We start from the raw sequence: 15,402 nt of genomic DNA, 5'->3' as shown, positions 1-15,402 counted from the left end.
TTCAATTTAATTTAACTTTTTTACAATATGGAGGTACAAGATGATAGGGGAACGGATAAAAACGTTACGAAAAGAGAAAAAATTGACGCAAACTCAGCTTTCTGAAGGGATTATCACGAAATCGATGTTAAGTATGATTGAAAATGGGAAAGCGGAGGCCTCGATGCGCAGTCTGCGTGAGATTGCCAAGAGGCTCGATGTGCCCGTGCAATCTTTATTGACGGATCCACGTGAATCTGAACTCCAAGATTTGGTCGAGCAAATCGAATATGCCGATTTAGGATTCGAGAAGTGGAAACGGGAAGATATTCAACGTGTTTTGAGTCCGTTCATGGAAGAAGAGATGGAGTCGATTTGGCAGGGGCGTGCTTACGTATTGTATGGAGATGCCATATTGAATGAGGAGAATCATGATTTCGTACTCGAGTTTTATGACCGGGCCATTACCCTCTTTGAACGTTTAGGAGAAAAAGATGAAGTCGCCATGACAAGAATCGGACAGGCTTATTATCTGCTTCATTGGAATCGCTTTGAAGAAGCGAGCGAGAAAATGGAGTGGATTGAGATGTTGGATTTACAAAGTATGAAACCGAAAACACGCATCGAATACTACATGTTACTCGTCTTCAAAGAGTTGCTCTACGACGACAACATTCCCAAAGCTTTAGAATACCTTGAAGAGGCTTTGGAATATATGAAACAGACACGGACCTATTACCGGGCAGATGATGTCTATCGGGCGATGATTATTTGCGGTTTATATCTTCAAAATGATTCGTTAATTCAATTGGCTAATCTGAAGGCGAGACAATATGTTGAGTTCACAGAGGACCGTGCGGCAAAAGGGCGGTTAATGTTTTCCGAGGCGCTGACCGCTATGATGAGAGGGAATGCTGAAGAACTTGGGTATCATGTGAGACGATTAGAACAAATCTTGGACGATGAAGTAGGGAAGAAGAAATTTATTGCGCCGCTCGATTTGTTTAAAGGTGTCTATCACGCAATGATTGGTGAAAAGGAGACTGCCCGGAAGTCGCTTGGTGACTTGTGGGAGGCACGGTCGGAGTGGCAAATCAATCATAGTCTGATTGACCAGGCGATTTATTTGGAAGGACTACTTTTAGGTACCTTGTATGGATGTGGAGATGAGTGGTTATCCGACATTGAAACAATCGTCCACCAATTCCCGCCTGGCCGGTATCACCAACACCTGATGGGATTGATTCAAAAAATCAAGGGCTGATGTTTCAGCCCTTGAACGTTTGTGTGAGTGTTCCTTTTCCGTCTTTGACCTGAACTGTAGCGTATGCGCCGTTGATGAACGTCATTTGAGGCGGGACATGTCCGAAGTCGACCTCATAAAAAATAGGAACCCCCAGCATGTCGTGTAATTCCTGATAGATCTCCTCGACAGTATAGCCTTGATAGTCACGGGGAGCATCACTCCGTCCGAATAAAATCCCTGACGTCCGTTCGAACCATCCGGCCCACTTCATTTGAAGGAGGGTCCTTTTTAATGCAGGGACATTTAATTCAACGGTCTCGAAATACCAAAAAATCGGCTCGTCACGAAGTTTTTCCTGTTGGAAGGAGGCGATGTCACCATACTCAGTGCCGATGGTATGTAATAAAACATCGATACACCCGCCGAGAAGACGTCCTGACATCTCGGTCCCTCCGATGGTTTTCCATTTGGTCGTTTCGGTCAAATGAAAAAGTTGCGTCGTCGGGTTATCATGTTGCCATTCCTTTTGGAACTTCTCGGACGACTGCTGCGTGATGGTCTCATTTTCAGATGTAGATAAAACATCCAGCCAGCGAGCGCTCGTCGCGTCCCATTCTTCACCTCTTAAATCGACCAAATTCGGTCCGTGTGCGGACGCAATCCCGGTTTTTAATGTGTAGACGAATAACAGAAGACTTGTGTCCGAGTAACCGAGCATCCATTTCGCGGGGAGGTGTTCCCAGTCGATGTAAGGTAAAATCTCCGTCAATAGTTCACCACCCCATGGAGGGATGATCAGATCAACGGACGAATCGTGGAGGAGTCGTACGAGTTCTTCTGCGCGGACGGACGCCGGTGCGGACTTGCCACGGTGTTGCGTCCAGGCAGTCGGTTCGAACTGGAGCGTGAAGCCGTGACGTTTGAAGATTCGTTCAGATTGATGAAGTAGTTGGTGTAATTCAGTCGGGATTCCTGACGAAGGCGCGGTAACGCCAACGCGGTGGTCTGATAGATGTGGATAGCGAATCATGTTAGCCTCCTGTGGATAAGTGATTGGTAGGGCGTTTCAAAATAGTTGTCCACATGTGGACAACTACCGGGTGCGCATTTTTTCGGCATGACGGATACCCCATTCGTTCATTGCCTCGAGGACCGGGATGAGCGTTTTCCCATATTCACTCAACTGATAATCCACACGAGGCGGAACTTCCGGATAGACGGTGCGGACAATGACCTCCTGTTCTTCTAAATCGCGGAGTTGGGCCGTCAATATTTTTTGGCTAATCTTTGGGAGGGCGCGCTTCAATTCACTGAAGCGTAATGATTCTCCGTTTATAAGGAGTAGCAGAATCGAGTGCTTCCATTTCCCTGTGATGAGATCGAGCGCTGTATCGACCTCGCAAGTTGTTATTTTCGTCACATCGCTCATCCTTTCATTAGTATCTTTTAAGTAACTATACCACCTTTTTGTGCCTACTTCTGCTTCAATCCGATCGGGGGTATAGTGAAAGAGAGGTGATTAAAGTGGATAAAAAACTAAGTAATATTCAATTAGGTGCAGTGACATTACGTGTCAGTGACTTAGAGCGGATGAAACAATTTTATACAGAAGTAATTGGGATGCGCGTGTTGAACGAAGCGGCGAATGAGGTCACGCTCGGGACAGCGGAACGGGAGTTGGTCGTACTGCATGAACAATCAGGTGTGCGACCGAATCCCCGGGCAGCCGGACTTTTCCATATGGCGATTTTGTTGCCGAATCGAATCGAGCTCGGCCGCGTGCTTGCGCATCTCATCGAACGTCGGATTGATGTCGGACAAGGGGATCATTTGGTCAGTGAAGCGTTCTATTTGAGTGACCCGGAAGGGAACGGAATCGAGCTGTACGCGGATCGTCCAAAAGAGCAGTGGGAATATGAAGAAAACGGTCATGTGAAGATGGCTACCGAGCCTGTTGAGTATGAGTCGATGCTTCGTTCGGCGGCAGATCGACCATTCGAAGGGTTGCCGCCAGGGACGACGATGGGGCATGTTCATTTCAAAGTACGTTCCCTTGAGTCGGCCAGACAATTTTATCATGAGCATCTTGGGTTTTCGATTACGACCGATTCGTATCCGGGTGCACTCTTCTTAGCAGCGGATGGCTATCATCACCACATCGGAACGAACGTATGGGCGCGGCCAGTTGAGCCAATGGGAGCGGAGGCAGGATTGGAAGCCTGGACACTCTACGTTGATCGACAAACGATTCAGGATCTTGGGGGAGACGGTCATACGTTAACTTTAACGGACCCGGACGGCATCACAGTCCATATTAAAAGCACGGATGAATAATATCATCCGTGCTTTTTTAACGTGCTGAAATTTTCTTTTGATTTGCATTGAATGAGAGACGGAGTCCACGTTTTTGATACGCTTGTTCGACCCGTTTCGGATTGATGCTGAGCTCAAGGTGAGCCAGCTTCAAATGGTCGAGCTCCGGCACCGTAACATCGAGACGGACGAGCTTCATATTTCGCTCTGCTTTCTTGCGTGTTCGTCTCAAATTACGGGGCACCTCTTCTGACGTCAGTGCCGCGATCGTTTCATTGATTTGTTGTCGCTTGTCTCCTTTGATGCTTAGGGCAGTATACAGCTTATCGAGCGAACCGAATCGTTTAATCAACTGTACGGATTGGCTTTCATCAAGTCCTGCTACAGGAGGGATTCCATCCGAACGGTCCCCTGTTAACGCCTTGACTGCTGAAAGTTGTTTTGGTTTTAACCCTTCATAAAGTGCCGCAATCTCCTCTGGACGGATTTCAAGATGGCGTTTCAAGGGTAGAGGACGGTTGTCGCGAATCGCACACCGAGCCTGCATTTGCTGAAGCTCTTGTGTTTGAAGCCACACAGTGATGCGTGGGCTCACCAGCTGCAGTAAATCCTTATCCTTTGTCATGATGACGACAGGGGCACTACAGCTGAATTTGCGTGCGATATGAGCGATTAAGTCTTCTCCTTCGTAGCCTTCTACCTGGAATTGTGGAATTCCACTATCCTCGAGGAGTTGTCGCATGAGTTCCATCTGTGCTTTTAGCTCAGGTGGTGTTTGGCGGCGACGTCGCTTATAGCCTGGATAAAACTCACGACGCCATAGTGTTTCACGTGAGACGTCCCAGACAACGACAAAGTGGCTCGGGCGATGTCTGCGTAAAATCGTCCGAATGAGGCCGGTCATTCCGATGACGGCACTCCGATCATTTTTGGATACCTCGCGTCCTTTTTTCGTTCGGCTCGCGGCGGCACCATAGTAGGCACTGGCCAGCATGGAGTTACCGTCAATCAAAAATAGTTTACGTTCCATGCGTAACCTTCTTTCTATTATCTTTCTTTTTGAAACCGAACATTCTACGATCATTCGGTGATGTTGTGTCATTGAGTGAAACGCACTCAAATAAGCAACATATGTGCAGTATATCACGACAAGAGGGGAAAATATAGCGACAGTTCGAAGCGGAGACTAAAAATCCCTTCTCAAAAGTATGAGAAGGGAGAAATCATTTCATCATTCAGATGGGAGTTCCAAGTCGTTTTTATGAGCCAAAATCAAGTCGACAAAGACGATGCGGTGGTTATCGACTTCACGAACAATCAATTCGTGGCCGTGCGAAAGAATAAACCGCTCCCCTGTTCGGGCATTTGCTTTTTGGGATAAGACAAACCCGCCAATCGTGTCGACGTCATCTTCAATCTCAATCCCGAAACGTTCTTCAAGCTCTTGCGTCAAAACAAGGCCGGACAGGCGATAATGACCCGGTCCGATTTCTGTGATTTCAGCTTGTTCATCGCGGTCGAACTCGTCGCGGATTTCACCTACGATTTCTTCGAGAATGTCTTCGATCGTTAATAAACCGGCCGTTCCCCCATATTCATCGATGACAAGACACATCATCGTGCGGGCGTTTTGCATTTTGACCATTGCCTCTTGTAACGGAGTGAACTCTGTGACGAGTGGTAATTGATGAATGAAGGACTCAAAAGGAGATTCATTTTTTGAAAGTTGTGCAGTGAACAGTTGCTTCGCGTTGACGAAGCCGAGTACATCGTCACGGTCGCCGTCTCGTGTGACCGGATAGCGTGTGTACTGGTGCTCTTCTACAACTGCGATGATTTCCTCGATTGAGTCTTCTTCATCGATTGTGACCATGTTCATTCGTGGCACCATCGCATCCTTCGCGATTCGTTCATCGAATGAAAAAATATTTTGAACGTAAGCCAGCTCGTTTTCGTTGATCTCACCACTCCGGAAACTCTCCGTCATAATGATTTTCAGCTCTTCTTCTGAGTGCGCCGTCTCCTGAGCGGTCGTTTGTACACCGAACAACCGAAGCGTAAGCCGGGCCATGCTGTTTAACGCACGGATGAAAGGATAAAACAATTTCGTGAATACATGAAGTGGGCGTGCTACCAAGAGCGTTAATTTCTCCGCTTCGTGTACCGCTAGCGTTTTTGGCACGAGTTCACCGATGACGACATGTAAAAAGGCAATCAGTAAAAAGGCGATTAAAAAAGAAATGAAGGTTGCAACCGAGGGTGAGACACTCAACCGGTTGATGAGCGGGTGAATATACCCTTCTATTTGATCGGCACCGATCCACCCTAGTCCTAATGCAGAGAGCGTGATTCCAAACTGCGAGGCCGAGAGGGAGTCATCAATATTTTCAATCACTTTTTTTGCGCTTTCGGCGCGTTTATTTCCTTCAAGGACGAGTTGATCGAGCCTTGCACTTCGCACCTTGACGATAGAAAATTCCGCTGCAACAAAAAAAGCGGTCAAAAATAGTAGTAAAGCGACGATCGATAAGCTGAGTAACATGGGACTGTCCAAAAATTCCCCCAAAAATCGGGGAGTCACCTCCATCAAAATAGAATCAAACGTCTTTCAGGCACATCCTGAAAACGAATAGTTTGTTTCAGTATAGTTGATTTATCGTGATTATTCAAAAAGCAGTGCATGAGGTTTGATGAAGAGGGGAATGCGGGAACTACAAACCGAGAAGACGAAGGAGGAAATGAAATGGCAAACTATCCAGAGCTTAAAGGAAAAGTAGCAGTCGTCACCGGTAGTTCGAAAGGTCTCGGTCGTGCCATCGGGGAGCGCTATGCGAAAGAAGGGATGCACGTCGTCCTAAATTATCGAAGCAGTGAGAAAGAAATGGAAGAAGTCATCCGTGGGATCGAAGAACATGGAGGACGTGCGGTCGCCGTGCAAGGGGACGTTTCGGAAGAGGGACTTGCCGAAAAAATGATTGAGAAGGCCATCTCGGAGTTTGGGAAGATGGACGTCTTTGTCAACAACGCCGGGGTCCAGGTTGAGGCCAAAACGCATGAAATGGAATTCGACAATTGGAGAAAAATCATCGACATCAATTTGAATGGGACGTTCCTCGGTGTTCGTGCCGCTTTAAAATATTTTGTGGAAAACGAAATCGAGGGGAACATCATCAACATGTCTTCGGTGCATGAAATGATTCCACGTCCGGGTTACACGCATTATGCTGCGAGTAAAGGGGGCGTCAAAATGTTCACGAAGTCGGTCGCTCTTGAATATGCGCCGAACCATATTCGTGTAAATGCAATCGCGCCGGGTGCAATCGATACACCGATTAACGAGGAGACGATGAGTGACCCGGAAGAAAAAGAAGGATTGAAGGCACTCATTCCTTCCCATACAATCGGAAAACCTGAACAGATTGCAGCTGTTGCGGCTTGGCTCGCCTCGGATGAATCGTCATATGTCACAGGGACCACGATATTCGCAGATGGGGGACTGTCGCTCTATCCATCGTTCGGACCTGAAAATAAAGTGCAATAAGGAAAGAGAGGAATGCGATCTGCATTCCTCTTTTTGATGAAGCGCTGACTATGCGACCGGCAATGTGATGAAGAAAGTCGAGCCTTCGCCAACGGAAGATTCAACACGGATTGTTCCATCATGCCCTTCCACAATTTCTTTACAGATGGCAAGACCGAGACCGGTGCCTCCGATTTTTCGGCTTGCTGAATTATCGACGCGGTAAAACTTATCAAACACCTTGGAGATAGCCGTTGCCGGGATGCCGATTCCGAAATCTTGAACCGTGATCTCAAGGTGATTCGTTCCGATATCGGTTACATTGATTCGAACGTCTCCACCGTAAGGAGAATACTTCAGCGCATTATGAATGATATTGGTGAACAGTTGATGGAGGCGTGTGCGGTCCCCGAATACATGAACTGATTTCTCGCATTGGAGAGAAAGGTGATGATATCTTGAAATCTGTTGGACAGAGATGGCTTGCTCTAAAAGGTCACGTACGTTTTCTCTTTGGAAATCATAGGTTTGTTTTCCGGACTCCATTCGCTGGATATCAAGTAGGTTAGAAATCAAATCCTCAAGACGCAAGGTCTCCTGGTGGATCAAACTGATGTACTTTTTCATGCGTTCCGCCGGAAGTTCACGGAATCGAAGCAGTTCGGTAAATCCGATAATACTGGTCAGCGGTGTGCGGAGTTCATGAGACACGGTGGAGACGAGTTCCGTTTTCAGACGATCGACCTCTGTTTCATGTGTGATATCTCGAAACACGAGCATCGTTCCATGCCGTGTGCCCCGCAAGTAGATTTTTTCAGCGTACATCTGAATGAATCGTGCTTCTTCATTCATAGAGAACGTGACACTCTCTTCTTTGCATTGCCCATCAAATGATCGGCGCATGAATGAAAAGAATTTTTCTTTTTGATCGACCTGTAGTCCCAATTCATCCAATTCGATATCGACTCGACATAGATCGACCTCGTTCCAGTGGGTGATCGGTTGATTGAACAGAACAAACAGTGCTTGGTTTGCCCATTTCTCATTCGTTGTATGTTCGACATAAATCACGGCATCCCGAATGGAGTGAAGAAGACGTGCTGTCTTTTCTCGCTCTTCTTCTACCTGGGTTCGCTGTGTCGCCAACGAAGTAGCCATTTGCCGAAATGAGTTGGCCAGTTGCCCGACTTCGTTTCGTGATTGAGGGGCTACAGGATAGATGGACGGCTTGTCACCTGCGAGGCGTTTACTGTTTTCAATTAAATCTTGGAGCTGTCCAGTCAGTCGTTTTACATACGGGTGTGCAATGAAAAATAAAATGAGCAGGACAAGGAAGAGGGAGAAGAGCCAAAGCGCCTGGGCCCATTTCGTATGTGTCGCCAGCTGTGTTCGTAAAGCATCTTCATCGCTATTCAACGCATTCCGATAATCCGTGAACATCTTCTCCATATCGACAATGCTCTCACTCATGTCAGCCGCGCTGCTTGAATTGATGGCAAAAGTTCGATCTGCCGGCGGCGTGTCTTGTGGGTATACAGCGTCCAAAGTAGGCATTTTTAAAAAGGGTTCCGTGACACGCCCCTCATGCTTGGCGTCGACGTAGCGTTCTAAGCTCGGCATAACCCGATCCTGATACGCCGCAAAAAGCGTGCGGGCATTGTTGGCGTAAGTTTGTTCGTGGTCGGTACGCGCGTGGCGTTCGAACCACGATGTCTGTTTATGGATTAACGCTTGCTTCTCTTTGACTCGTGCGAGCATCTCTTCGTCTCCGAGAAGGACGTAACCCCGCATCTCATACTGCATCGACTGCCACGTCTCAAATAATTCCGTCGCATTCGTCCGACGTTCGCTAATTTGCTCGAGAGCGGAGGTGGTCTGTTCGATTCGCTGTTCCGCATACATATATACAGCGATCGATGTGAGGAGGACTAGCGCGGTAAATAAGTAAAAAACAAATAAGAATTGTCTTCCAATTCGTTCATCAATCCATGATTTCATGAAAATCGTTCCTTCCTGGAACTATGTAAGTTTCGGTTAAAGAGCCCTTACCATATGTTTACTATTATTGTACCGATTCGATTTCATACTTTCCACACATAAAAAGTGAAAAAATATCTATTATACATTGAACAGTAGTGAATTGTATGCTATTGTTCAATGTATAGTAGAGGGGAGGCGAAAATGATGAATCCTCAATTTAAAAAAGGCGTGTTGAATTTGTGTGTGTTGGCACTCGTCGCGCAAAAAGACCGCTATGGTTACGAACTCGTCCAGGCCATCTCAGCAAATGTTTCGATTTCAGAGGGAGCCGTGTATCCGTTACTACGCCGACTGACCATGGATGGGTATTTTACGACGTACTTAAAAGAATCGGCGGAAGGACCGCCGCGAAAGTACTACACGATCACCGACCAAGGGAAGGCTCATTTAGATGAACTGCAAACGGAATGGGAGTTGTTCACTACAGGTGTCAATGCGTTGATTCAAAGGAGTGACCCATCATGACGGATGAACAGTATTTACTTGAACTCGAGCATTTGCTCATGGGGATTGGAGTACGTGCACGTATTGAAATCTTACAAGAAGTGGCGATGTACTTCACACGAGCCGAACTTTCAGGGGAATGCGCAGACGAAACCGTGAGGCGGTTAGGGGAACCACGTGCCCTGGCCGAAAGACCGTTCGAAATCTCCGAACGTGTTTGGCTGACGACACGGCATCGCAAAAGCGAATCGATGCGTAGCAGACGTTCTGTAAATGTAGGGAATGGAATTTGGCCGGGCTTTGTGCCGAATTGAAAGAGTGAACGAACTATATTTGACTGCTGATGAAAAGGGGAGACGACAGATGACGGAGCAACAATATTTACTTGAACTCGAACAATTGCTGATGGATGTGCAAGAGGCGGACCGGGAAGATATTTTAAGAGATGTCGCAGAATATTTCGCGAGCGGTCGCGTCGAGGGAAAACAGGATGAGGACATGATTGAAGAACTGGGGACCCCGCAAGCGTTCGCGAACGAGCTACGGGAGACCGTGCAAACGTTGACGACTGAACATCATGAGCCGACTACGGTGATGAAAAGTTCGAAAGTCGCATTTCAGAATGTATCAATCAAAGTAAAAAATGCGCACGTTCATATTGTTCCTTCCACCGATCAGTATGCTCACGCAACGTTGGAAACGGAAGATGACCTTGGCGTATTGATGGATATCGTGGATGGGACGTTAGAAATTCGGATTGAAACCAATCGGCCGTTTCGCTTGACCGACTTGCTGACCTTGTTCGTTAATAAGACACCGACTCTTCGGGTGGAGCTGCCTCAACATGAATTCAATGGGGTATACGTTGAAAACCGTCACGGAGCGACCGACATAAAGGGAATTGTCGCGCGGGAAATTGAGGTCCAAAATGCAAATGGACGTGTCGAAGGGGAACGCCTGCGGGTTCATCGAGGTTTCCTCAAATCAAGTAACGGCAGAGTCTCTCTTGTTTCGAGTGTCGGGAGTGAATGGGAAGTGACTTCGTCGAATGGTCGGGTAGAGGTGAAAAAAACGACAGGGAATCTCAAGGCCAAATCGTCGAACGGACGAGTGGATCTTGAACAGATTGATGGAGCCGTTAAAGCCAAATCGTCAAACGGGAAAGTGCAACTTGTTGCAGATACCATTACTCACCCGATTAATATGGATACGAAAAACGGGAAAATTGAACTTCAGTTGAAAGAAAAACCGACGAATACCACGATTCGAGGAAAAACGAAAAATGGTCGAGTTGAGATGTTCGGCTCACGCACGAATGAATACGCTGCGGGCAATGGAGCGAACGAAGTGATGTTGACGAGTTGGAACGGGAATGTCATCGTAACGGACTATTAAACAATCTAATCAACCAAAAATAGCCCCCTTCGTCCAATCGGATGGAGGGGGCTATTTCGTCAGTTAAAGGATAAACATCTCCAAGATGAAGAGTGCCCCGAACAAATAAATGAGCGGGTGAACCGTCTCTTTGTTCATCGCTTTGAAGATCGGGTACAAGATGAACCCGAATGCGATCCCGCGTTCGATACTTCCTGAAAGCGGCATGATCAAAATCGTCATGAAGGCCGGGAAGTATTCGCTAAAGTCGCTCCAGTCGATATAACGGACGTTCGTCAACATGAGAGCCCCGACGATGATGAGTGCAGGAGCTGTGATCGCCGCAACGCCAGAGATGGCACCGATGAGCGGGCTAAAGAAGAGCGTCAATCCGAACAAACCAGCGACGACGGCCGTTGTGAGACCCGTACGTCCACCTTGTGCGACACCGGCTGCAGACTCGATGTATGCCGTCGAAGGGCTCGTTCCGACAAGTGAACCACCCATTGTGGCAAGCGAGTCGGCAAAGAGTGCACGGTGACCATTTTCAATCGTTCCGTCTTCTTTTAAGAGCCCGGCTTGTTTCCCGACACCGACAAGTGTACCTGTCGTATCGAACAATGTGACGAGGAAGAACGAGAGGACGGCACCGAACAATCCATATTGAATGACATCACTAAATGCTGTTACCGGGTTGACCATGAGTCCTTCTGGAAGTGTCGGCATCGCCGTGACACCGTTGATTTGTAAGATGTCCATGAAGTAAGCCGCGATTCCAGTGAGTACCATCCCGATCAACAGTGATCCTGGGACATTTCGCGAGAAGAGAAGTGCCGAGACGATCAAGCCGCCAAGGACGAGCAAGACTTCCGGTGAAGAGACGTCACCGAGACGCACCAAGTTTGCCTCATCGGCAACGATTAAGCCCGATAACTTTAATCCGAGCGAAGCGATGAAGAGACCGATTCCGGTCGTGATGGCATGTTTCAACGAAGTCGGAATCGCTTGAATCAGTTTCGTCCGAATCGGAGAAAGCGACAAGATCAAGAAGAACACAGACGAGACGAAGACGACACCAAGCGCGGCGGATGGTGCGATTTGTTCCTGGGCGACGAGTGTATAAGCAAAGAAGGCGTTGAGTCCCATCCCGGGTGCCACAGCGATCGGCAAGTTCGCAAAAAACGCCATTAAGCCCGTTCCGATGAGGATGGCAATGATTGTCGCCGTGAAAGCTTGTGCGAACGGGATGCCGGCATCAGACAAAATCGCCGGGTTGACGACAGAGATATACGCCATCGTCACGAACGTTGTGATCCCTGCTGTCACTTCCTGTTTAACATTCGTTCCATGTTGTTTCAGTTGAAAGATATTCATCGATAAAACTCCTTATTAAGGTCTATTTCCGAACATTAATTGAAAAAAATGATTAAATTAACGTTATCAACTTGATGACTATACAAAAATGTTGGATTCGCGTCAATTGTTTTAAGCAAAAAACATCAAAAATGAGAATCAACGATAAAAAATGTTCGGAAATAAACTTTTTTCAAAAAGAAGCTTGCTCTGAAACGCGTTTCAGAAGATACGGTATAGACAAAGGGAGGGGAACCGATATGAAACCAGCAATGTGGAAGACATGGTGTAGTGGCATCGTATACGAACTCGTCATCAATCAGTTGTATACACCACTCGGGAAAATGTTGTGTGCCCGATTCCGGGAGGAGTTTCTTCATCTGTCAATCGAGGAGCGTTTCCGTCTTGTTCAGGCGATCCGTTGCCAAGTAATCGAAAGAGGTGACAGTCAGCAAGACGAGTGGGTACACTATATGCATAGACTGACTGATTGAGGTGAGGCAGGATGGCGAATATTCGAGACATCGCCAAATATGCAGACGTTTCGGTGACGACTGTCTCGCGCGTGATCAACGATCATCCTTATGTATCGAAAGAAAAACGGGATCGTGTTCATGCAGCGATGAAAGAATTAGGCTATTTGCGTAATCAGCAAGCGTTGACGTTGTCGACGGGGAAAACACAACGGGTTGTCGTGATTCTTCCTTATATGGATCATCCGTATTATAGTTTTTTTGTGGATGGGATCGCGAAAGCAGCACTCGAGAATCAATACCGGATTGTCATTTGGCAAACGGAATACAAGTTGAGTGAAGAACAGCAAGCGCTCGACCTGTTAAAACATCGGGAAGTCGATGCCGCGATCATTCTGTCACATGAGATGTCATTCAAAGAGATGGTCTCCTATCGTGCCTATGGTCCAATCGCTGTCGCGACCGTCGGAGCACCTAAAGGTATTTCCTCAATTCACGTCGACCATTATGCATCGTTCGTATCAGGTATTCACGTACTGCAACAACATGGGTACGAAGAAATCGGAATTATCTTGTCGAGAAGCCATAGTCCGAGCTCCCTTGCGCGTCAGCAGGCCTATTTTGACGAAGTAGCGTCTGCGCGTGAGCAATGGATTTGGACCGGCTATTTGACGAGTGAGGACGGTATACGCCTGGCGGATGAGTTCCTATCTCAAAAAGAGCGTCCTCGAGCGCTCTTTTTCTCGTCGGATTATGTGGCGCTCGGTTTTCTAGGGGAGATGCAGCGTCGACAACTCCCCATTCCGGAAACGGTTGCGATTCTAGGATTTGATGGAAATCCGATTGGGAAAGCATTTGGTCTTTCCACCATGCTGTCCCCGAATGAGACAATCGGTCGACAATTGTTCGAAACAGCGCTCGCTGAGATGCAAGGGGCATCCCCGCAAACAACGGCGATGACGGTGATGTATCAAACCGGCACGACCCTTTAGGCAAGTTCCTCGCTCGACCACTACGAAACGTTTAGAATGAATTTAGTAGTCGAGAGGAGGAATCCGAATGAAGATTCATGTTACAGAAGAAGCGCTTCAATGGTTCAAAAACGAGATGGAAGTCGAATCAGGTCAGACGGTTCGCTTATTTGCAAAATATGGGGGTTCGACGGATTTGACGCATGGTTTTTCGGTCGGGGTCATCACCGAAGAGGTCGACAATGCAGCCGTCGAGACAGAAGCGGACGGCATTCGTTTTGTCGTAGCGGAACAAGATGAATGGTTATTCCAAGGGCAAGATGTGAAAGTCGAAATCCGTGGAGAAGAAATCGTTTTTGTCCAAGCCTAAGTTTTCAGTTTGTTTACGGACGATGAATCGTTGTTTCATACGAATCTCCAACGGGAACAGGTGAAAGACAAGCCGGATTTCTGAAAGGATGACATGTATGACAGATAAAGAAAAACGTGAGCAGGAAGACTTAAAACGAGATCAACCGGATATCTCCCATGAAGAGGATTCAAAAGGTGATCATTCCGATCTCGAGGAAACAGATGAAGACGAACAAGCATAAAGAGCCAGGTGAGGCTCTTTTCTTTTGGGAATTGAAACAAGCGCTATTGACGTTATAATGGATAAGGGAAAACTATTCATAGTGAGGAGAATGAAAGATGAGTACAGTACTTGTTTTTGGACATAAGAATCCAGACACGGATACGATTTGTTCAGCGCTCGCTTATGCAGAGCTGAAAAAGAAATTGGGAATGGACGTAGAAGCCGTTCGTCTTGGTGAAGTGAACGGGGAGACACAATATGCACTCGACCATTTCCGTGTGAAAGCACCACGCATGATCGATGGCGTGAACGGAGAAGCAGAAGAAGTCATCCTGGTTGACCACAACGAGTTTCAACAAAGTGCAGACGGCATCGAGAACGTCCGCATTCTTGAAGTCATCGACCATCACCGGATTGCCAACTTCCAAACAGCGGATCCGCTTTACTATCGTGCGGAACCGGTTGGCTGTACGGCAACGATTTTACTCAAGCTATATAAAGAAAAAGGAATTGAAATCGCGTCGGATATGGCTGGATTGATGCTTTCGGCAATCATTTCAGACTCACTCCTTTTTAAATCGCCAACGTGCACGGACGAAGATGTGAAGGCGGCAAAAGAGCTCGCTGAAATTGCTGGCGTCGATGCGGAATCATATGGTCTCGAGATGCTAAAAGCAGGTGCCGACCTCAGTCAAAAAACAATCGCAGAACTCATTTCGCTCGATTCAAAAGAATTTTCGATGGGTGACTACAAAGTCGAAATCGCACAAGTGAACACGGTCGATGCGAACGAAGTGTTAAACCGTAAAGATGAAGTCGAAGCTGAAATCAAAAACACGGTTGAAGCGAAAAATCTCGATTTGTTCGTCTTTGCCATCACGAATATTTTGACGAACGACTCAGAAGCTGTAGTTGTCGGATCGAAACCGGAATTGTTCGAGAAGGCGTTTAATGTGACGCTTCAAGACGGGGTGGCGACGCTTCCTGGCGTCGTCTCGCGTAAAAAACAAATCGTGCCGGTGTTGACAGACGCGGCTACAAAATAATAAAAGTGGAGCCGCTTAAGTAGCGGCTCTTTTTTGAAGTCAATATTGCACATACCTGTTTGATGTGTG

The 15,402-nt window shown here is 47.2% G+C and carries 17 protein-coding genes; 11 read left to right on the top strand and 6 right to left on the bottom strand.

Annotated elements, in window-relative coordinates:
* Positions 1 to 40 precede the first annotated feature (40 nt).
* Positions 41 to 1,243 carry a helix-turn-helix domain-containing protein gene (locus tag KNP03_RS09305; protein ID WP_214828617.1) on the top strand — a complete coding sequence of 401 codons (1,203 nt, stop codon included), beginning with the start codon at positions 41 to 43 and terminating at the stop codon, positions 1,241 to 1,243.
* A gap of 4 nt (positions 1,244 to 1,247) precedes the next feature.
* On the opposite strand, the gene KNP03_RS09300 is transcribed toward KNP03_RS09305, so the two are convergent.
* Both KNP03_RS09300 and KNP03_RS09295 read right to left on the bottom strand, forming a co-directional pair.
* Entirely contained in the window at positions 1,248 to 2,255 is a 1,008-nt protein-coding gene (locus KNP03_RS09300; RefSeq protein WP_214828614.1) for a S66 family peptidase, read from the bottom strand.
* A 63-nt stretch (positions 2,256 to 2,318) separates the two neighbouring features.
* Positions 2,319 to 2,645 (bottom strand): winged helix-turn-helix transcriptional regulator, encoded by a 327-nt coding sequence (locus KNP03_RS09295; RefSeq protein ID WP_338082726.1) that lies wholly within the window; start codon positions 2,643 to 2,645, stop codon positions 2,319 to 2,321.
* A 104-nt stretch (positions 2,646 to 2,749) separates the two neighbouring features.
* Between KNP03_RS09295 and KNP03_RS09290 the strand changes: the two genes are divergently transcribed.
* Positions 2,750 to 3,559 (top strand): VOC family protein, encoded by an 810-nt coding sequence (locus KNP03_RS09290; RefSeq protein WP_338082725.1) that lies wholly within the window; start codon positions 2,750 to 2,752, stop codon positions 3,557 to 3,559.
* Positions 3,560 to 3,575: 16 nt separating this feature from the next.
* Here KNP03_RS09290 and KNP03_RS09285 read toward each other — a convergent pair whose 3' ends face one another.
* A complete protein-coding gene (locus KNP03_RS09285) occupies positions 3,576 to 4,568 on the bottom strand; it encodes a 5'-3' exonuclease (protein ID WP_214828608.1) in 993 nt (330 codons plus the stop codon).
* A gap of 201 nt (positions 4,569 to 4,769) precedes the next feature.
* The gene (locus KNP03_RS09280) at positions 4,770 to 6,092 is read right to left on the bottom strand and encodes a hemolysin family protein (protein ID WP_240544553.1); all 1,323 of its coding nucleotides are present in this window, start codon (positions 6,090 to 6,092) and stop codon (positions 4,770 to 4,772) included.
* Between the two features lie 189 nt (positions 6,093 to 6,281).
* Here KNP03_RS09280 and KNP03_RS09275 point away from each other — a divergent pair, with 189 nt between their 5' ends.
* On the top strand, positions 6,282 to 7,079 hold the full coding sequence (locus KNP03_RS09275) for a glucose 1-dehydrogenase (RefSeq protein ID WP_214828605.1): 798 nt from the start codon (positions 6,282 to 6,284) through the stop codon (positions 7,077 to 7,079).
* A gap of 48 nt (positions 7,080 to 7,127) precedes the next feature.
* Here KNP03_RS09275 and KNP03_RS09270 read toward each other — a convergent pair whose 3' ends face one another.
* Complete coding sequence (locus KNP03_RS09270; protein ID WP_214828602.1) at positions 7,128 to 9,056, bottom strand: ATP-binding protein; 1,929 nt, start codon at positions 9,054 to 9,056, stop codon at positions 7,128 to 7,130.
* Positions 9,057 to 9,242: 186 nt separating this feature from the next.
* Here KNP03_RS09270 and KNP03_RS09265 point away from each other — a divergent pair, with 186 nt between their 5' ends.
* Genes KNP03_RS09265 through KNP03_RS09255 form a run of 3 tightly spaced genes read left to right on the top strand, consistent with a single transcriptional unit; the run spans position 9,243 to position 10,937 of the window.
* The gene (locus tag KNP03_RS09265; protein ID WP_214828599.1) at positions 9,243 to 9,563 is read left to right on the top strand and encodes a PadR family transcriptional regulator; all 321 of its coding nucleotides are present in this window, start codon (positions 9,243 to 9,245) and stop codon (positions 9,561 to 9,563) included.
* Complete coding sequence (locus tag KNP03_RS09260; protein ID WP_214828595.1) at positions 9,560 to 9,856, top strand: DUF1700 domain-containing protein; 297 nt, start codon at positions 9,560 to 9,562, stop codon at positions 9,854 to 9,856. The genes KNP03_RS09265 and KNP03_RS09260 overlap by 4 nt, the downstream gene beginning before the upstream one ends.
* Before the next feature lie 49 nt (positions 9,857 to 9,905).
* Positions 9,906 to 10,937: a DUF4097 family beta strand repeat-containing protein gene (locus tag KNP03_RS09255; protein WP_214828592.1), complete on the top strand. Its 1,032-nt coding sequence runs from the start codon at positions 9,906 to 9,908 to the stop codon at positions 10,935 to 10,937.
* 63 nt (positions 10,938 to 11,000) lie between these two features.
* On the opposite strand, the gene KNP03_RS09250 is transcribed toward KNP03_RS09255, so the two are convergent.
* On the bottom strand, positions 11,001 to 12,284 hold the full coding sequence (locus KNP03_RS09250) for an NCS2 family permease (RefSeq protein ID WP_214828962.1): 1,284 nt from the start codon (positions 12,282 to 12,284) through the stop codon (positions 11,001 to 11,003).
* Positions 12,285 to 12,529: 245 nt separating this feature from the next.
* Here KNP03_RS09250 and KNP03_RS09245 point away from each other — a divergent pair, with 245 nt between their 5' ends.
* The 5 genes from KNP03_RS09245 (at position 12,530) to KNP03_RS09230 (ending at position 15,333) form a co-directional block, all read left to right on the top strand.
* Positions 12,530 to 12,763, top strand: a complete 234-nt coding sequence (locus tag KNP03_RS09245) for a hypothetical protein (RefSeq protein ID WP_214828589.1) — start codon at positions 12,530 to 12,532, stop codon at positions 12,761 to 12,763.
* A gap of 11 nt (positions 12,764 to 12,774) precedes the next feature.
* Entirely contained in the window at positions 12,775 to 13,734 is a 960-nt protein-coding gene (locus tag KNP03_RS09240) for a LacI family DNA-binding transcriptional regulator (protein WP_214828586.1), read from the top strand.
* A gap of 67 nt (positions 13,735 to 13,801) precedes the next feature.
* A complete protein-coding gene (locus KNP03_RS09235) occupies positions 13,802 to 14,083 on the top strand; it encodes a HesB/YadR/YfhF family protein (protein ID WP_214828584.1) in 282 nt (93 codons plus the stop codon).
* Positions 14,084 to 14,180: 97 nt separating this feature from the next.
* Complete coding sequence (locus tag KNP03_RS13555; RefSeq protein ID WP_276313825.1) at positions 14,181 to 14,306, top strand: hypothetical protein; 126 nt, start codon at positions 14,181 to 14,183, stop codon at positions 14,304 to 14,306.
* Positions 14,307 to 14,403: 97 nt separating this feature from the next.
* Positions 14,404 to 15,333: a manganese-dependent inorganic pyrophosphatase gene (locus KNP03_RS09230; protein ID WP_214828582.1), complete on the top strand. Its 930-nt coding sequence runs from the start codon at positions 14,404 to 14,406 to the stop codon at positions 15,331 to 15,333.
* Positions 15,334 to 15,402: the final 69 nt, after the last annotated feature.

This window comes from Exiguobacterium algae, from assembly GCF_018617875.1.
GTDB lineage: Bacteria > Bacillota > Bacilli > Exiguobacteriales > Exiguobacteriaceae > Exiguobacterium > Exiguobacterium algae.
This window is presented reverse-complemented; position numbering and strand designations above follow the sequence as displayed.

Excerpts from the sequence above, each read along its gene's own strand:
- KNP03_RS09305 (WP_214828617.1), top strand. The coding sequence starts at position 41 with ATGATAGGGGAACGGATAAAAACGTTACGAAAAGAGAAAAAATTGACG.
- KNP03_RS09235 (WP_214828584.1), top strand. The coding sequence starts at position 13,802 with ATGAAGATTCATGTTACAGAAGAAGCGCTTCAATGGTTCAAAAACGAG.
- KNP03_RS13555 (WP_276313825.1), top strand. The coding sequence starts at position 14,181 with ATGACAGATAAAGAAAAACGTGAGCAGGAAGACTTAAAACGAGATCAA.
- KNP03_RS09300 (WP_214828614.1), bottom strand. The coding sequence starts at position 2,255 with ATGATTCGCTATCCACATCTATCAGACCACCGCGTTGGCGTTACCGCG.
- KNP03_RS09275 (WP_214828605.1), top strand. The coding sequence starts at position 6,282 with ATGGCAAACTATCCAGAGCTTAAAGGAAAAGTAGCAGTCGTCACCGGT.
- KNP03_RS09285 (WP_214828608.1), bottom strand. The coding sequence starts at position 4,568 with ATGGAACGTAAACTATTTTTGATTGACGGTAACTCCATGCTGGCCAGT.
- KNP03_RS09265 (WP_214828599.1), top strand. The coding sequence starts at position 9,243 with ATGAATCCTCAATTTAAAAAAGGCGTGTTGAATTTGTGTGTGTTGGCA.
- KNP03_RS09230 (WP_214828582.1), top strand. The coding sequence starts at position 14,404 with ATGAGTACAGTACTTGTTTTTGGACATAAGAATCCAGACACGGATACG.
- KNP03_RS09255 (WP_214828592.1), top strand. The coding sequence starts at position 9,906 with ATGACGGAGCAACAATATTTACTTGAACTCGAACAATTGCTGATGGAT.
- KNP03_RS09240 (WP_214828586.1), top strand. The coding sequence starts at position 12,775 with ATGGCGAATATTCGAGACATCGCCAAATATGCAGACGTTTCGGTGACG.
- KNP03_RS09260 (WP_214828595.1), top strand. The coding sequence starts at position 9,560 with ATGACGGATGAACAGTATTTACTTGAACTCGAGCATTTGCTCATGGGG.
- KNP03_RS09245 (WP_214828589.1), top strand. The coding sequence starts at position 12,530 with ATGAAACCAGCAATGTGGAAGACATGGTGTAGTGGCATCGTATACGAA.
- KNP03_RS09270 (WP_214828602.1), bottom strand. The coding sequence starts at position 9,056 with ATGAAATCATGGATTGATGAACGAATTGGAAGACAATTCTTATTTGTT.